This window comes from Roseibium polysiphoniae (genome assembly GCF_014842925.1).
GTDB lineage: Bacteria > Pseudomonadota > Alphaproteobacteria > Rhizobiales > Stappiaceae > Roseibium > Roseibium polysiphoniae.
This window is the reverse complement of the sequence record NZ_JACYXJ010000003.1, coordinates 299161-315610: the sequence shown is the minus strand read 5'-3', so window position 1 is coordinate 315610 and position 16450 is coordinate 299161. Positions and strand designations below refer to the sequence as shown.

Annotated in this window: 12 protein-coding genes; 4 read left to right on the top strand and 8 right to left on the bottom strand. The window is 60.4% G+C overall.

Going from position 1 to position 16450, the window contains the following annotated elements; translation table 11 throughout:
• The first annotated feature begins 2 nt into the window (after positions 1-2).
• Both IG617_RS08390 and IG617_RS08385 read left to right on the top strand, forming a co-directional pair.
• Positions 3-224, top strand: a complete 222-nt coding sequence (locus IG617_RS08390) for a DUF4169 family protein (RefSeq protein ID WP_192108777.1) — start codon at positions 3-5, stop codon at positions 222-224.
• Positions 225-226: 2 nt separating this feature from the next.
• On the top strand, positions 227-439 hold the full coding sequence (locus IG617_RS08385; RefSeq protein ID WP_192108776.1) for a ribbon-helix-helix domain-containing protein: 213 nt from the start codon (positions 227-229) through the stop codon (positions 437-439).
• A gap of 27 nt (positions 440-466) precedes the next feature.
• Here IG617_RS08385 and IG617_RS08380 read toward each other — a convergent pair whose 3' ends face one another.
• Both IG617_RS08380 and IG617_RS08375 read right to left on the bottom strand, forming a co-directional pair.
• Entirely contained in the window at positions 467-4510 is a 4044-nt protein-coding gene (locus IG617_RS08380) for an AsmA family protein (protein ID WP_192108775.1), read from the bottom strand.
• 120 nt (positions 4511-4630) lie between these two features.
• Complete coding sequence (locus IG617_RS08375; protein WP_192108774.1) at positions 4631-6046, bottom strand: FAD-binding oxidoreductase; 1416 nt, start codon at positions 6044-6046, stop codon at positions 4631-4633.
• A gap of 294 nt (positions 6047-6340) precedes the next feature.
• On the opposite strand from IG617_RS08375, the gene IG617_RS08370 reads away from it, so the two are divergent.
• Positions 6341-7984 (top strand): chloride channel protein, encoded by a 1644-nt coding sequence (locus IG617_RS08370; RefSeq protein WP_192108773.1) that lies wholly within the window; start codon positions 6341-6343, stop codon positions 7982-7984.
• A gap of 17 nt (positions 7985-8001) precedes the next feature.
• Here the strand turns inward: IG617_RS08370 and IG617_RS08365 are convergent, their stop codons facing one another.
• Both IG617_RS08365 and IG617_RS08360 read right to left on the bottom strand, forming a co-directional pair.
• Complete coding sequence (locus IG617_RS08365; protein ID WP_192108772.1) at positions 8002-9036, bottom strand: phytanoyl-CoA dioxygenase family protein; 1035 nt, start codon at positions 9034-9036, stop codon at positions 8002-8004.
• A 43-nt stretch (positions 9037-9079) separates the two neighbouring features.
• Entirely contained in the window at positions 9080-10894 is a 1815-nt protein-coding gene (locus IG617_RS08360) for an aminopeptidase P family protein (protein WP_192108771.1), read from the bottom strand.
• A gap of 251 nt (positions 10895-11145) precedes the next feature.
• On the opposite strand from IG617_RS08360, the gene IG617_RS08355 reads away from it, so the two are divergent.
• Entirely contained in the window at positions 11146-11358 is a 213-nt protein-coding gene (locus IG617_RS08355) for a hypothetical protein (protein ID WP_192108770.1), read from the top strand.
• 100 nt (positions 11359-11458) lie between these two features.
• On the opposite strand, the gene IG617_RS08350 is transcribed toward IG617_RS08355, so the two are convergent.
• The 4 genes from IG617_RS08350 to IG617_RS08335 all read right to left on the bottom strand — a co-directional run bounded on the left by IG617_RS08350 (position 11459) and on the right by IG617_RS08335 (position 16371).
• A complete protein-coding gene (locus IG617_RS08350) occupies positions 11459-12349 on the bottom strand; it encodes a 50S ribosomal protein L11 methyltransferase (protein WP_192108769.1) in 891 nt (296 codons plus the stop codon).
• A 71-nt stretch (positions 12350-12420) separates the two neighbouring features.
• On the bottom strand, positions 12421-14244 hold the full coding sequence (locus tag IG617_RS08345) for a cation:proton antiporter (RefSeq protein WP_192108768.1): 1824 nt from the start codon (positions 14242-14244) through the stop codon (positions 12421-12423).
• A gap of 79 nt (positions 14245-14323) precedes the next feature.
• On the bottom strand, positions 14324-15655 hold the full coding sequence (locus IG617_RS08340) for a sensor histidine kinase (protein ID WP_254170499.1): 1332 nt from the start codon (positions 15653-15655) through the stop codon (positions 14324-14326).
• Entirely contained in the window at positions 15655-16371 is a 717-nt protein-coding gene (locus IG617_RS08335; protein WP_192108766.1) for a response regulator, read from the bottom strand. Before IG617_RS08335 ends, IG617_RS08340 begins: the two co-directional genes overlap by 1 nt.
• Positions 16372-16450: the final 79 nt, after the last annotated feature.

Below are 16450 nucleotides of genomic sequence, written 5' to 3'. Positions count from 1 at the left end.
TCATGAGCGCCGACATCGTCAATCTGCGGCAGGCGCGCAAGAAAAAAGCCAGATCTGATCGGGAAAAACAAGCTGCCGAGAACCGGACGACCTTTGGTCGTTCGAAGGCGGAAAAGCAGCTTTCCCAAAAGACCGAAACCTTGACCTCTGCCCGGCTTGACGGACATCAACGCAGCGGCGAGACGCGTCCGGGCAGCACCAAAGATCCGGAAGACGGCGACTGAGCATGGCCCTGACCAAGCGCTCACTCGCTCTTCATGGCCACCGCACAAGCCTCGCTCTTGAGCCCGAATTCTGGGCCGTGATTGATCAGGCCGCCCGAGATCGAGAACTTTCCCTCGCGTCCCTCATTGCAGAGATTGATGACAACCGGGATCCGGACGATGCGCTCTCGTCATCCGTTCGCATCTACGCCCTCGCCTACGTTCAAAACCACTAGAGCCGTCAGAAAGCCGCCAGAAAGCCCTCAGTTCGACGGGATTTCGACCACCAGCCCGTTCGGCAATGTGCGATAGCGTGGCTGCGCCGGTGCTGCGGGTTGCTGTCGCTGCGGCTGAACCCGGCTTGTCGACGGTGGTGCCGGTTCTGGCGCAAGCTCCAGAGGCCCATCTTCGAGCGCGCTTGGCGGCAGTCCGATTTCCCGGGCCAGAAGATCTTCAACCGACTGCGGCGCCTCAAGAGGTGGCAGGGAGCCGGTGCTCTCCGAACTCGGATCCTGAGACACACCGATATCAGAACCAGGCGCGTTGATGACAGAGCGTATCTGGTTGGCAAAGTCGGCAGGATTCAAGGGCGCAACAGAGCTCCGGTCACCCTCGGGCGTTGCCGCCGCATTGTCGTTGGCGGGAGCATCTGCAGCTGAATTGTCATTGGTAGCTGGCCCGGGCGCAGCAGGTACGGGCGCCGTCTCCACGCGAGAGGCTTCAGCCGCCGCCTCTGCTTCCTGTTTCAGGCGCTCTGCCTCGCGCAGGGCCGCTTCTTCCGCTTCTGCAGCAGCACGAGCTGCCGCTTCCTCGGCTTCTCGCTGACGCCGCGCAGCCTGCTCCTTCTGGCGCTTCAACTCGCGCAAAAGCCGGTCGCGCTCCAGAATTTCAGCCTGCAGTTTTTCGACCCGCTCGACCTCCTGCTCGAAGGCCCGAAGCGTGAGATAGGCGGTGAAAGGCGTTATGTCGACGCTGCGCTCCGGCGCTTCCAGCGGCCCAGAGAAAAGCATACCAACCTGAGGTTCAGCCCCGGTCACTGCGTTCTCTCCCGCATCCACGGTCAGGGAAAAATCGCTGTCGAGTTCCCAGGTGTTGAAATCAACTTCCGCAGACCCGAAGACCTCCGCCGTCGCGCTGTCGACCACAACATTGCGTGCTGTCGCCCGCCCGCCGATGAGCGTGATCGCGCCCTCCATCTCGTCAAAATCGAGGTTGCCGGCAGCCATATGACTGACGAAGACCTCGCGGATTTTCTCGTCGCGTAGATCAAGGCCTGCATCCGCGGCGCGGATCACAAGGCCAAACGCCTGGGGATTGATCCCGCGCAGCTCTCCCTGGGCGACCGAAAACGTGCCGCCGCCTGTCAGGCCAGAAACCATCGCAGCGATGGATCGGCCTGCGCCTTCGAAGTCCAGAACGAGATCCAGACTGCCGGTCGCAACCGCGCGGCCCTCTCGCTCCCAGACAAGTGACTGCAGCACTGCTTCGTCGAGTTTGAGACGTCCGGACACCGACCCTTCGGCCCCTGACCTGCGAAACGCCAAAGCGCCCGAAAGAGACCCGCCGCCATAGCTGCCGGACAGCCCATCCAGGCGCAACATCGTGGGCGTCACGCGCAATTCGCTGCGCGCGCCCTCAATCACCTGCTCACCACCGACCGCAAGCGCATCCGTGCGCAGATCGAGCGTCAGATCCGTTTCGGTGAACATCGGGCTGCCAAAGGACGCGGTTGGCCAGATGCTGGACCCGTCGCCAGCTGAAAACCACTGGTCGGGACCAAGGACAGCTTCGGACAGGAATCTGAGATCGAGACTGCCCACATAGAGCGAGCCTTTCAGACGCCGATTGGTTTCACCCGTCGTCGGCATCAGGTCTCCCTGGAGCGTGCCGTCGATCGGCACACCAGCAACGGTCCCACCAAGATCGGAAACCGTGATTTCAGTGCCGGTGCCGGACAGATTGAAGCGAAGATCGACCTCGATATCCCCTGCCATAATCGGCATGATCCGGCCGCCAAGCAAGGCGAATGGAGCAAGATCAGGCACGCTTGTCGCCACATCCAGACGATAATTCGGCTTCTCATCAGCTTCCAGACGCAACTCCCCGTCCGCTGTCAGAGCCGCAGCGCCCGCTTTCGCTTCGACGCCGACCTCCAGACCATCCTCAGGACGGCCCTTGGCCGAAAGCTCGATGTAGCCAAGCCCGAGGTCATCTACCGGCAGGATCTCGAAGCCCAGTTGCCGGAGGATCTGGCCGCCGTCCGGGCCTGCCAGTTCAAGACCAAGATCAACATCTGCACTGCGCCAATTGTCCACACGGCCCTTGAAACGGCTGCTTAGCCGGGCATCCACGCCGCCCGCGATCCCGTCCAGAACAAACGTCAGATCGCTGGCATCACCGGCAGCGGCGGCTTTCAGGTCTGCCTGAAATCTGGCGGGTACAAGATAATCGGAAGCCTCTTCCAAGCGTTCGACAACCGGGTTGCCCGGAAGAACACCGCGCAGCAGCGCAACCACTCCGGTCAGGTCGCGCGCATCCAGCGTTCCTGAAAGACCACCGACAGGGGCAGTAAGAAGATCGTCAATCCGGCCGGAAACATCGATCTCGGCACCGGCAAGGTCTTCGGCATACAGCCGGTCGACCCGCAGTCCTGAGCCGGAATATTCTGCTTCCAGCGATAGTCCCTTGCCCGCGACATCGCGCACACTGACCTGTTTGGCGCGCATACGGAGCGTCACGTCGAGATCCGACAGACCTGCCTCTGGCCGGTCGAACAGCCCAGCCAGTTTCTCAAGCTCATCAAGGTCAAGGGTGTCCGCATCGAGGCTGAGCGAAAAGATGGCGTTGCCCTGGCGCGGCTTGCGATAGGACAACCCGCCCGTCGCTTCAGATCCGGCGAGCGTCAGCCGCAAATTGTCGAGCGCGGCGCCACTTGGCACCACATTCAGATGCCCCTCGATCGTCATTGGCTGGATCGAGCTGCTGCCGCTGTCGTTCTGCTGCCACCAGGCTGCAAAAGCGCCAGGCTGATCCGAGCTGATCGCAAGATTGCCGCGATAGGTCGGCGTATCGGAGACAACCAGATCGCCCTGGGTCGTTATGGTGGTGCGGCCGGGTGCACGCCCTGACAAGCGCGCAATACGCCAACCGCCGGTCATGGTCTCAAGATCGAGGCGCACGTCCTGCGCCAGACCACCGCCAACAACCACCGCCGGCACATCAAGCGCAATCACGCCGTCCATATCCGGCACGGGCAAAGACCTCAGGGCCCCGATCAACGCGTTGCCCGCCTCCGTCAGGCCAACGGGAGCCTGAGGCCCACCGCCGTAGAGCCGATCGAGATCCAGCTGTTTGGCCCTGGCGCGCACTTCGAACCTGCGCTCGCCATTTATGACCACATTACCTTGGCCATCGAGGCCAAGCAGTCGGTCTTCAGGGCCGAAGCGATACTGAAAGGCAGGAATGTCCACCCCGCTCGCCGCGGCATTGAATTCACCGGTCGCCCGCCAGCCTCGATCAGCCTCCTCCTCGGGAACAATCGAGACAAGATCGAAATTGCCGTCGTAAACCGGCGACTCTTCGACGTGGTTCAGCGTGCCGTCGACTGACAGCTCGACCGGAACCATCGTCGGCGTGATTGATCCCTTAAGACGGATCGCACCATCTTCCTGTTGCTTGCCCGTGGCCACGCGAAGCGAATAAGCCTCCCCGCCATAGTCGAGGCTGCCGTCCACCTTGAACGGACCGGCAAGTGTTCTGGCGCTAACCTGAAGGTTGCCGTGGTCGACCATATGGGTCTCGCCAGAACGGGCATCGACCAGGGACACGGCGCCATCAACGACCGTGATGCTGTCAAAGGCAATGTTGTCATCGGAGAGTTCTGCAAGGGCGCCGCCGCCCCTCATGCCGGTCAGCCAATCAAGGCGCCCATCCTCGTCCAGAGACAGGCTGAGATGCGGCCGTTCGAGCTCCATCTCGAGCACCCGGACTTCACCCTTGAGCAAGGGCGGCAACTCGACCCGCATCTGAAACCTGGAGACCACCAGCAGCGGATCTTCGGCCTCGCCCACCCGCACATCGGAAAAGGTCAGCGTTGGCGAGGGCAGCAGCCTCATGTCGGCTTCGCCCAGCACCGTGACCTTGTGGCCAAGAGCACGTTCCGCGTAGGTCTCGAAGGTCGAGCGATAGACAGTCCAGTCGACAAAGAAGGGCCCGACCAGTGCCGTGATCAGCACCAGAATAACCGCAACCCCAACTGTGATGTAGACCGAATTCAGATCAACTCTCCAAATGCGTCCGATCGACATACTGCCACCGGACCAACCTTCATGTGGGTATTGTCACGATTCGAAACGATATCATGACACGAGGAAAATCGGACCCGTTACCGATACAACAGGTCCGCCCCAAAAGTCTCACGGCAAAATTCAGGACATGGTAACAATCTTGCCCGGGTTCATGATGTTGTCCGGGTCCAGTGCCTGTTTGATCGACCGCATGACATCCAGTCCGCCACCATGCTCGCGTTCAAGATATTTCATCTTGCCCTGGCCCACACCATGTTCTCCGGTGCAGGTGCCTTCCAGCTCAATCGCACGCCAATTCAAACGTTCAACAAAAGCTTCGGTCTTGGCGATTTCCTCCGGATTGTCCTCGTCGACCAACACCAGAACGTGGAAATTGCCGTCACCGACGTGACCGACGATGGGCGCAAGCAACCCTGCGTCTTCAAGATCTTTGGACGTTTCGGTCACGCACTCTGCCAACCGTGAGATCGGGACACACACATCAGTCGCGACGCCTTTCGCCCCCGGTCTGAGGACGAAGGACGCCCAATAGGCATCGTGGCGGGCCGACCAGAGCTTCGTCCGTTCCTCGGCCTGGGTCGCCCATTTGAAATCGCCACCGCCCAGATCCTCGGCGATCGCACCAAAAAGCTCTGCCTGTTCGCGCACGCCCGCGTCCGATCCGTGGAATTCGAGGAACAAGGTTGGCTGTTCGTCCAGCTCGAGCTTCGAATAGGCGTTACAGGCCTTGACCTGAAGCGTGTCCAGAAACTCGATACGCGCCACGGGGATTCCGCACTGGATCGTGGCAATCACCGCCTTGCAGGCAGAATCGATATCCGGAAACGGGCAAACCCCGCCCGAAATCGCCTCCGGCTGGCCATAGAGCCGAACGGTCAGTTCGGTGATCACGCCAAGTGTTCCTTCGGAGCCGACATAAAGCCGGGTCAGATCATAGCCGGCCGCTGACTTGCGCGCCCTGCCACCCGTGTGAATGATCTCACCGGTCGGCGTGACGACGGTGAGCCCCAGAACGGCATCCTTCATGGTGCCATAGCGCACGGCATTGGTGCCCGATGCACGGGTTGCCGCCATGCCGCCAAGGCTGGCGTCCGCCCCCGGATCAATCGGGAAGAACAGACCGGTGTCGCGCAGATAGCTGTTGAGCTGCTTGCGGGTCACGCCTGCCTGGACCCGGCAATCAAGGTCATCCGCATTGACCTGGAGAATGGCATCCATGCGGGACAGGTCCAGCGAGATCCCCCCACCGGGCGCGTTGAGATGACCTTCCAGCGACGAGCCTGTGCCGAATGGGATCACCGGCACCTTGTGTTCGGCACAGATGCGGACAACTTCCGCCGTTTCTTCAGTGCTCTCGACAAAGACAACAGCGTCCGGCGCCTGATTCGGCAGCCAGGTCGTCGTATGCCCGTGTTGCTCCCGCACCGCTTGAGAGCGAGAGCATCGCTCGCCAAAGCGCTGGGTCAAAATATCGACGACGAGCGAGGACTTCTCTTCGTCGCGCGCGACGGGCGCCTGGAGGGCACTCAGGGACATGGTCCAGATCCTGTTCTTCTTCTGTGTTGGGCAATCTCTTGAAGGTCCAAATATGTTAGGCAGTTTTGTAAAGGTCAAAGGCAATCGACCTTGTCGCGCCATTTGATCGCAAGCCCCACGGCAGATCGATCGCGGAAAATGGAAAAAACTCCAAGATTGTCGGCAAAGATCATGTTTTTTCTGGCATATTGAGTTCAGTCACACGGCTGAATCAGGCAGCCACTTGCCAGAACAGCCCGATCCGGGACGGTCCGCCGTCTCGTTCATTTGAGCAGTTTCCAGCGGTATCGACCGATGCGCGTCATATTCGACACTGTCCGTCATCTCCCCGAGATCCTTTCCAGCTGGATCACGCCCAATCTTCGCCTGTTTAAAACCAGCCGGCTTCCGATCGTTTGGTTGCTCGCTCTCGGCATCGGCGCACTCGTTGCCGCAGCAGCCATTGCCTTCCGCTCGGCCATCGGCCTGTTGCAATGGCCATGGCTCGGCACAACCTCCGAGCGGATCATCGATGCCGCCGCCAGCCAGCCGTGGTGGGTCATCCTGCTAACACCCGCGCTTGGCGGCCTGATCGTGGGCTGGCTGCTTCAGACCTATCAACCAAAGCAACGCGCGGGCGGGGTTGCCGATGTGATCGAGGCGCGGGCCCTGGGCGGCCGCGGCCTGCCCCTTCGCGCTGGCCTGACGTCGGCGCTGATCACGGTAATTTCACTCGGGTTCGGGGCAAGCGCGGGCCGCGAAGGGCCTGTTGTCCACCTGGGCGCCACTCTGGGCACAGCTGTCTGCCGGGCGTTTTCACTGCCTGATTCGGCCAGGCGCATGTTGCTGGCCTGCGGTGTCGCCAGCGCCGTCTCGGCATCCTTCAACGCGCCGATTGCCGGCGTTCTATTCGCTCATGAGGTAGTGCTCGGCCACTATGCCGTGTCCGCCTTTGTTCCGATTGTGCTGGCCTCGGCCGTCGGAGCCGTCCTTTCCCGTCTGTGGTTCGGGGAATCGGCCTCCTTCATCATTCCGACCTACGACATCACCTCGTATCTCGAGATCCCCGCCTTTGCGCTGCTTGGTCTGACCTGTGCCGCTGTTGCGATCCTGTTCCAGTTTGCTCTGATCGGAAGCGACTGGACAGCACGCAACATCACCATGCCTCTCTGGTTGCGTCCCGTCGCCGGTGGCCTTGCGGTCGGAGCCATCGCGATCGCCTTCCCCCAGGTGCTCGGCGTTGGCTATGAAGCCACGGATATGGCGTTGAAGCATCAGCTGCCGATCACCATGCTGCTGGCGCTTCTGGTCGCAAAAACCGCAGCGACCGCGATCACACTGGCCTCACGCTTCGGCGGCGGGATCTTCTCGCCGTCGCTCTATCTGGGCGCCATGACCGGCGGCGCCTTCGGCCTGATCGCTGCGTCTGCCTTCCCGGAGATGGCCTCCAGCCATGGCCTTTACGCGATCCTGGGCATGGGAGGCGTTGCCGCCGCCGTTCTTGGCGCTCCGGTGTCCACCACCATGATCGTTTTCGAATTGACGGGCGGCTATGGCCTGTCCATCGCCCTTCTGATCGTGGTCTCCATCTCCGCAGGCCTGACCCAGGCCATTCACGGCAAGTCCTATTTCCACTGGCAATTGGGCATGCGCGGTGTCTGCCTGCACGAGGGCAGCCACACCTATCTGGGTGAAAGCGTGAAAGTCCGCGACTTCATGGACGCTCCGCCGGAGAATGAAGAAGAAAGAACCTTCAACCCCGGCACCGACGGTGCCTACCTGCATGCCGGCAATTCACTTGAAAACGCCCTGAAGACCTTTGACGAAAGCGGCAAGATCAGCTTGCCGGTGGTCGAGAGCGGTGATGCCACCAGGATTGTCGGCATCGCCCGCCATGTCCGCGCCCTGCGCTACTTCAACTCGGCGCTGATCAAGGAAAGCGAAGAAGCCCACCGTTGAGGTCTGAGAGTGCAGGCTCAGAACGGCGACGGCTCCGTGATCGAAATCTTGCCGGCATATCTGTGCGAGCCTTTAATGCCGCGCCATCTTGCCTTCAACTGCAGTTCCTTCATGTGGATCTGAGCCTGGCGGCCCTTGATACCGGGCAGCGAGAACGGATCGAGACCCGTTACCGGCAGGAAGGGGTTGCGGCGCAGGGAACCATAGATGCCCACACGCACCGAAGGACGCTCACTCTTGCCGCGGGCATGAAACCCATGCGTATCTGCGACGACCAGGGAGTTGCCCGGAACATTGAAAGCAACCGGATCAGAGAACCCCATCTGCTTCGCCTCTTCGGCTGTAAGACGGAAGGATCCACGGGCATGAAGCTTGTTTCGGGCGTCCGCAGCTTGAACACTCTGCTCCTGCTCCCAGGCAGCCCGCTCTGGCGTCAGCCGATGCGACCCGGCGATATAGTTGAACGGCCCGTCTTCCAAAGCCACGTCATATAGAAAGAACCAGGACTTCGCAGTCGGCTGAAATGTATCTGAATGGAAGCTCGTCTGAGGATCCACCTTGCCCTTTGTCGGCTCGGTCATGACGATGTGCAGATAGACAATCGAATCCGCGTTGACAGACCCCACGTAGCGCAACGTGTTCTGAAACAAGGAGCCGTTCACAAACCGCTTTAAGCAGGGCTTGTCCTTCAGGACTTCCGGCGGCAGCGGCACGAAACGCGTGATCGCATTGCCCTGCCGCATGTCATAGGCGTCAAAAGTGTTGGCTTCCACTTCTTGCCGCAAACCTGCCAGCTCTTCGGGGCCGAGCACATCCTTACGGCAAATATAGCCCTGCTCTGCATATTGCCGGCGGTCCTCCTCGCTCACCAGTTTGGCGAGCCGTTCCCGGCGCCAGTCGCTCATGCGCTCCGCAAGGCGCATACGCGCAACATGAAGGCCCTTCTCGTTCAACCGGCGGCTGCCGATGATCGGATTGTCGGCAAAGGATTTGGCGCCACTGGCCAATTCCGCCGCCCAGAAAGGTGTCTTCAAAATATCAATCGCGCGCATAAAAACTGCCTTGAAACAATGGACCTGTCGCAACAGGCCCCAATCAAATAGCGGCCGTAGCCTCTTCCAGCCAGGTCAATGTCTTGTCATCCAGCAGAGGCGAAAGCTGGGAAAGAACCTTATCATGATAGGCATTGAGCCAATCGCGCTCAGCATCGCTCAGGAGGTCCCTGTCCACAAGTCGAAGGTCGAAGGGCGCAAGCGTCAGGGTCTCGAACCCGAGCATTGGCCGCTCGCCGCCTTCGATCCCCGAAGGCTCTGTCACGAGTTCGAGGTTTTCCAGACGGATGCCATATTCACCTGCCGGATAATATCCCGGCTCATTCGACAGGATCATACCGGGCTTCAAGGGAACCGTGCCGGTTTTGGCAATCCGCTGCGGGCCTTCGTGAACCGACAGGTAGGCGCCGACGCCATGGCCCGTGCCGTGATCAAAGTCGAGACCGGCCTTCCAGAGGTCGATGCGCGCCAGGGTATCGAGCTGAGCACCTGACGTTCCAAGCGGAAAGCGCGCGGATGAGATGGCGATATGCCCCTTCAGCACCAGGGTGAAGTGCCGTTTCATCTCGGCGCTCTGCTCCCCCACCGCCAAGGTACGCGTGATGTCCGTGGTGCCGTCTTCATATTGGGCGCCGCTGTCGATCAGGAAGGGCCGCCCGACCGGAATCATGAGATTGCTCTTGCGGCTCACACGATAATGACAAATGGCGCCATTGGGACCGGCACCTGAAATCGTGTCGAAGGAAATATCCTTCAGAACCCCGGTTTCGCGGCGAAACTGTTCCAGCTTTTCCGCCGCACCAATCTCGTCCAGCTCACCGGACGGGGCAATATCATCGAACCAGCACAGGAATTTCGCATAGGCGACCGCGTCACGCAGATGCGCTGCGCGGGCACCCTCGATTTCCGCATCATTCTTGATCGCTTTCGGCAACAGCACCGGATCGGCCGCTTCGACCAGTTTGCCGCCGGCGTTGACGATCGCGTCGGCAATCCCCTGCCCTGCAAGCGACGGGTCGATCATGACGGACGCGCCATCCTTCCCCAGATCGGCGAGTTTCGCCTTGAAGCCCTGCGGCCCCTCGACATCAACGAGCGCATGAAGAGTTTCTCGAACCGAATTCGACAGCTTTCGGCCATCGATGAAAAGGCTCGGCTTGCCACTCGCCGGAACGACGGCGAAGGAAAGCGGGACCGGATTATGCGTCACGTCGGACCCGCGAATATTGAACAGCCAGGCAATGGAATCAGGCTGCGTCAGCACGCAGGCACCAGCATCCTTCGCAGCGATGGCGGTCTGAATTTCAGAAATCTTGTCGCTGGCCGAACGTCCCGCAAGCTTTTCGCTGTGCAGTGCCACAGCGCCAACCGGCGCTTCCGGGCGGTCTTTCCAGACCGCATCGATCGGATTCTGATCAAGCGCGACCAGTTCAGCTCCCGCCTTGTCGCAGACACTCTGGAGACGGCGCACCTCGCGAACCGGGTGAAGCATCGCGTCATAGCCGATACGCTGGCCCGGTTTGAGCCGCGCAGCCAACCAGTCCGTGACCGGTTCATTGATCAGGTGTTGAGCTGGAAAGACATCCATATTCACCTGTTCGCGAACCTGGATCGTGTAGCGGCCATCGACGAAAATCGCAGCGTCGTCCATCAGCACGGCAGCGGTCCCGGCGGAACCGGAAAAGCCTGTCAGCCACTGAAGCCGGCAGTCATGGGGCGGAACATATTCACCCTGGTGAGCGTCTGCACGCGGCACAAGGAACCCATCCAGGGACAGCTGCTTGAGTTCGGCCCTGAGCAGCGCTGCATGCGGCGCCCCGCAGGAAGGATCACTGAGATCATCGAAGGTCTGAAACATGGCCCGAAGCTAGGTTGATCAGGCGAATCGTTCAAGACGGAAAACTATTCCGCAGACCGCCAATAGACAGGATGAGTTTTACAATTTTGCGACGCACCATCTATTTCGCACATGCGAGAAACGCAGGCCTGTCATGCAAGATCGTCTCTACTCAAAAAATGCGAATGACCTCATATTGATCGTGACAAATAAAGAGGCAGCAGCTCTCGAGGACGCGCCCCCATCAACCCCTTGCTTGGAGTTTTAAGACCATGGCAACTGCAACCACCACCATCGGCGGCACCAACCGCTCTTCCGACAGCTTCGTACGTCGCGCATTCGGCCGTATGGTTGAAGCCCGCGAAAAGCAGGCCCGTCGTTACGTCAACGGCTACCTTCTGTCCCTGGACGATGCCACTCTTGCCGCACACGGCTTTGAGCGCAGCGAACTGGAACGCGAAGGTACTGCAGGCATGATCTTCTAAGAAGATCACCGCCGAAAATCTTGAGAAAAGAAGCGCGATGGAAACTCCTCCGCGCTCTTTTTTTGTCTACTTCAATGGTGAAACGGACGAAATACCGGGACTAGGCGTGCTTGCGGCCGCGCACGAGCGTCAGGGTCAGCCAACCCTCCTTCTCTTGCCGCCGGGCAAGATGAAACCCCTGACAGCCATAGGCAAAAAGGATTCGCGGGCCATCCTCGATCCTTAGGCCTGACAGCACCAGGGTCGCCGTCGGTGTCATGCGCGCCGCGATGGACTTCGCCATCTTCATCAGCGGCCTTGCCAGAATATTGGCGACGATAAGGTCGAACGGTCCGAACTCGCCAAAGCGCCGGTCTTCCATGCCGTTGGCTGTAAATGTGCTGATCAGCGGCGCGACGCCATTCAACCGGGCATTCTTCGCCGCCGTTTCGGTCGCGACCGGGTCAATGTCGGTCGCCAGCACGTGTTGCCGGTTCATGCGGGCAATCGCGATTCCCAGAACGCCGGTTCCCGTTCCAAGGTCCAGGACACGGTAATATTCGCGCATCGAAAAGAGACGGTCGATCTCTTCCAGACATCCTGCGGTCGTTCCGTGATGTCCTGTGCCAAAAGCAAGAGCAGCCTCGATTTCAAGGCCGATGCCGCCGCCGGGCACCTTGTCGCGATCGTGCGATCCGTGAACAAAGAAACGTCCGGCACTGACAGGCTTCAGGCCCTCGAGGCTCTTTTCGACCCAGTTGATGTCCGGAAGGATCTCTGCCTCAATCGGTGCGGCGAAGGCATCCGAACCGACCCGGTCGCGAACCGTCTCGGCAGCCTCCTCCGGCTCCATCTCGAAAAGCAGGATTTCTGCGGCCCAGATCTTTCCATCCGGAGACGCCTCATAGATGGTCACCGGATTGCCGTCGTCCTCGAACGCGCGCTCCAGCACATCGGCAATGCGCTTGGCTTCCAGTTCTTCTGCGGTAATCCGAACCCTGACGGTCTGCATGATGTCCTCAAGCTGGGGGATAGGTGCAAGGCGTATAGACCGCTTTGGCGGCAACCGCAATTCAGGCCCGCTCAGCCCTGTGCCGGCTCGCTTTCGGGCTGTTTGCTCGTCCCTGGCGCGCCAAAACTCAAGAGCAGATCACCCGACTTGAGGCTATGGGCCTTCAACGAAGGCCCGGCCAGCAATCGTCCGGACGCTGTGCGTACGAGGACATTGGCCGTGTCTTCGGGACGATCCCGTTCAAAGTCCTCCGGGCCATAGTCGTCGCTCAAACGTGTTGCCCTGAATTTCCACCCCTCCTGCAAACGGCTATTCAGTGCCCCATAACCGCCGACGGAGGACAGGAAGGAGCGGCCGCCGAGCGTAACAGCGAACTCTGTTTCACCCTGCTCCGTGACATCTCGCCTGATCTGCAGCACATTCGCGCGGCCGATTTCCGGGCCATAGTTGGTGCAGACCAATGTGTTGTAGGCGTCATTGTCTGACGCTGCGAGCATGTAGCTGTAGGATGAGAGCGGCAAGGAGTGTTCAGCAACTTCCGACAGGACTTCACCATAGTGGGTGTCGATCCCCGCGGCCCTTGCGCGTCGCAGGCGATGCCAGTTTCTGTCGGCAATGAGCACGGGAATCTCGAGGCTCTTCAAGCGTTCCGCGAGAGCGACGGAAAAGGGTGTTGATCCCACGATCAGCAATCCCGTACCACCACCAGCGCTGAGCCCAAGGGCGCGCGCTAGCGGCCCGATGGAAAACCCGTGCGCAACCACCGTCACCACCACGACAGCGAAGGCAAGAGCCGTCAACCGGCCGCCATCCTCAACGCCCCTCGACATGAGAAGTCCTGCAAAATAGCCGGACACGGCCACGGCAACGATACCGCGCGGTGCGATCCAGCCGATGAAGAAACGTTCCTTGAGCGGCAGATCGCAGCCGATGGTCGCCACCAGAACCGAGATGGGACGGACGACAAACAGGAGAACGACAAGAAAGGCCAGGGCTCTCAGATCAAGATCTGCCGCGAGCGTCGCCAGGTCCAGGGAGGCTGTCATCAGCACGAACACGCCGGAGACCAGCAGGATCGTCATCAGTTCCTTGAACCGCTTCACCTCGGTCAGGCTCGCCAGCTTGGAGTTGCCGAGCGCAACGCCAAGCACCGTAACCGTGAGAAGCCCACTTTCTTCCAGCACGAGGTTCGACACGGCGTAAGCCGCCAGGATCGTGACCAGAATGACCGGGACCTTCAGATATTCAGGGACATGACCACCGATGAACAGGCGCACGAGCAGCTGGCCAATTGCCCAGCCTCCGCCAAGGCCGAGGACCAGGGCGAACACGCCGCGAATGGCGAGTTCCTCAAGATGGTGCGCGCCGGTGGTCACCAGAAAGATTTCGTAGAACAGCACCGCGATCAGCGCGCCGAGCGGATCTGCCAGAATCGCTTCCCATCGCAGCAGGGACGCCGGACGTTGCGCCAGCGAAGCCTGCCGCAGAAGCGGCATGATGACGGTTGGGCCGGTCACGACGAGGATACCGGCGAAAATGACCGCAGACCAGATCGACAGGCCTGCGATGTAATAGGCGTTGAGCGCGCCCAACAGAAACGCAACGGTCGCACCGACGATGACAAGACGGCGCACCGCCTTGGACGTGCCGGAAATTTCGTGAAAATTGAGCGTAAGCCCGCCTTCAAACAGGATGATCGCGACGGCAAGTCCGACCAGCGGCTGCATGAGATCGCCGAACATCTGATCCGGCTGCAGGACGCCTGTCACCGGCCCGGCCAGGACACCGAAGACCAGCAGGAGAACAATGGCCGGCAGCTGAAAGCGCCAGGCAAGCCATTGCGCGCCGATCCCGGTCAGTCCGATCAGGGCTATTCCCGTTACAAAAGCATCCATGCCAGCCCCGTCCCCCAAGAAACATCTACTGATTTCTTAGACGAGTGCCGGGACCGGCGAAAGCAAAACCGAAAATAGTCTAGCCGAGGTTCAACACAATGCGCGCGGTCAGTCCGCCGCCGGGCGTGTCGCTCAGCTCAAGCCGGCCGCCGTGGGCTTCTGCAATGGCCCGCGTCGTTGCAAGGCCCAAGCCGAAACTGGTGCCATTGTCGATCTGGCGCGCCTCATCACCCCGTTCGAAGGGCTCCATCAGCCGCTCCTGATCCCCGGCGGGAATGCCGGGGCCATGGTCCACCACATCAAGATGCACTTCGGATCCAGCCACGCTGACATGCAGCGACAATTGATCGTCATAGCGACGGGCATTGTCGATCAGGTTGGCGCAGGCCCGGGTCAGTTCGCTGGAGCGCCCTTCGACAACCACGCCTTGAGGACACGACAGGACCAGCGCGACGCCCATGTCCTCGTATTGATCAACGAGCCCCTGCAGGAGGCTCGGCAAGTTGATCCGCTTCCAGGCCTCTCCGGTTCGCCCTTCCTTCAGAAATGACAAGGCGCCGTTGAGCTGGACCTCCATCAGATCCAGATCGGCGAGATTTCGCTGCTTGTGGTCCTCGTCTTTCATCAATTCGATGCGCAGCCGCAATCGGGTCAGGGGCGTCCGAAGGTCATGGCCAACGGCTGTCAGCATGCGCGTGCGTCGCTCGACCAGATCCTCGATCCGTCCCTGCATCCGGTTGATGGCCTGGGCCACCTGCTGAACCTCACGCGGCCCGGCCTCTGCAACCGGCACCGGCCGTGCTGTATCCTTCCCGAATTTTGCCACGTCTGCCGAAAGGTTGGACAAGGGACGGACGAGGGTGCGCGCGGCCCAAACGAGCAGCAGCAGAAGGCTCGCGCCAAGCGTGATAAACAGCAAGACCAAAGGATTGCCAAGAAAGGGCGGCGGTTTGCGCGCGGCCATCTTGGCGAGCACATACTGTCCATCTGCGAGCTGAAAATACAAATTTGGAATGCGCTTGCCGCCCTCGCCATTCGGAAGCGGCCACGACGCCACGAGGCTGATGCCCGGCGCAAGAACACCTTCTTGAAAAGGCCAGAACGGCGATCGCCGCTCCTGACTGGGGTCCGCTGCGGGCGCCTGGTCAACCAGCGTCAGATCAAGCGACGCATCGGCAGCAAGCATCTGCTCCAGAAGGTCAGCACGCTCGCCTTCATCCGCATCATTCAGGCGGGCGACCGCGATCGCATGTTTTAGCCCCACCGTCGCCCCGGTATCAGATGTGGGTTCAGGACGCATCACCCACAAAAGAGCCAGAATAAACATCACCATCGCGGCGCAGCCGATCGGCATGATCAGCAGCATTTGCGTCGCAATGCGCTGGGGACCAAACCGGCGGATCCGGTGCATCACTGAGCCTTCACCTCAGCGACAAATTCATAACCGCCCGACCGCACAGTGCGAATGAACTGGTAGGCGGCGCCACCAGCTTCAAGCTTGCTGCGTACTCGGCTGATCAGAATGTCGATGTTGCGGCCAGATCCGGTCGGGTTGCTGCCATGTGCAAGATCACTCAGCTGGTCCCGGCTCAACACCCGTCCCGGCCGTTCCGCCATGACCTGCAGGAGGTCGAATTCGGCAGGGGTCAGCGAAACCTCGGCCTGCTCAGGGTTGAGCAGGTCCCGCTGGGCGCAGTCCAGCCGCCAGCCTTCAAAGGCCAGAACCTTGCCGGACACCGCTGCGCTGGCCATGCCCATGTCCATGCGCCTGAACATGGCACGAATACGTGCGATCAGCTCACGCGGATTGAAAGGTTTTGCCAGGTAGTCGTCTGCCCCGACCTCAAGACCGACCACGCGGTCAAAGTCGTCCGACTTGGCCGAAACAATGATGATCGGCATGTTGCCCTGCCCGCGCAACCGCCGGCAGATGCTCAAGCCGTCTTCGCCGGGCAGCATCAGGTCGAGAACCACCAGATCGATGCGCGCATTTGCGATCACCCGATCCATTTCGGCGGCATCACGGGCAAGGCTGACCTTCCAGCCATTTGACGAAAGGTGCCTGTCGATCAGGGCACCGATCTCGGAATCGTCTTCAACGACGAGGATGTGTTCAACGCGGGTCATACCGCCAATATGCAGCTTTCATTTTGCTTTTCACCTCTAAAATTGTAGCAATTTGTTTCTGCACATTTCTAAACAGAAC

Coding starts and splice junctions, on each gene's coding strand:
- IG617_RS08390 (WP_192108777.1), top strand. CDS start 3: ATGAGCGCCGACATCGTCAATCTGCGGCAGGCGCGCAAGAAAAAAGCC.
- IG617_RS08385 (WP_192108776.1), top strand. CDS start 227: ATGGCCCTGACCAAGCGCTCACTCGCTCTTCATGGCCACCGCACAAGC.
- IG617_RS08380 (WP_192108775.1), bottom strand. CDS start 4,510: ATGTCGATCGGACGCATTTGGAGAGTTGATCTGAATTCGGTCTACATC.
- IG617_RS08375 (WP_192108774.1), bottom strand. CDS start 6,046: ATGTCCCTGAGTGCCCTCCAGGCGCCCGTCGCGCGCGACGAAGAGAAG.
- IG617_RS08370 (WP_192108773.1), top strand. CDS start 6,341: ATGCGCGTCATATTCGACACTGTCCGTCATCTCCCCGAGATCCTTTCC.
- IG617_RS08365 (WP_192108772.1), bottom strand. CDS start 9,036: ATGCGCGCGATTGATATTTTGAAGACACCTTTCTGGGCGGCGGAATTG.
- IG617_RS08360 (WP_192108771.1), bottom strand. CDS start 10,894: ATGTTTCAGACCTTCGATGATCTCAGTGATCCTTCCTGCGGGGCGCCG.
- IG617_RS08355 (WP_192108770.1), top strand. CDS start 11,146: ATGGCAACTGCAACCACCACCATCGGCGGCACCAACCGCTCTTCCGAC.
- IG617_RS08350 (WP_192108769.1), bottom strand. CDS start 12,349: ATGCAGACCGTCAGGGTTCGGATTACCGCAGAAGAACTGGAAGCCAAG.
- IG617_RS08345 (WP_192108768.1), bottom strand. CDS start 14,244: ATGGATGCTTTTGTAACGGGAATAGCCCTGATCGGACTGACCGGGATC.
- IG617_RS08340 (WP_254170499.1), bottom strand. CDS start 15,655: ATGCACCGGATCCGCCGGTTTGGTCCCCAGCGCATTGCGACGCAAATG.
- IG617_RS08335 (WP_192108766.1), bottom strand. CDS start 16,371: ATGACCCGCGTTGAACACATCCTCGTCGTTGAAGACGATTCCGAGATC.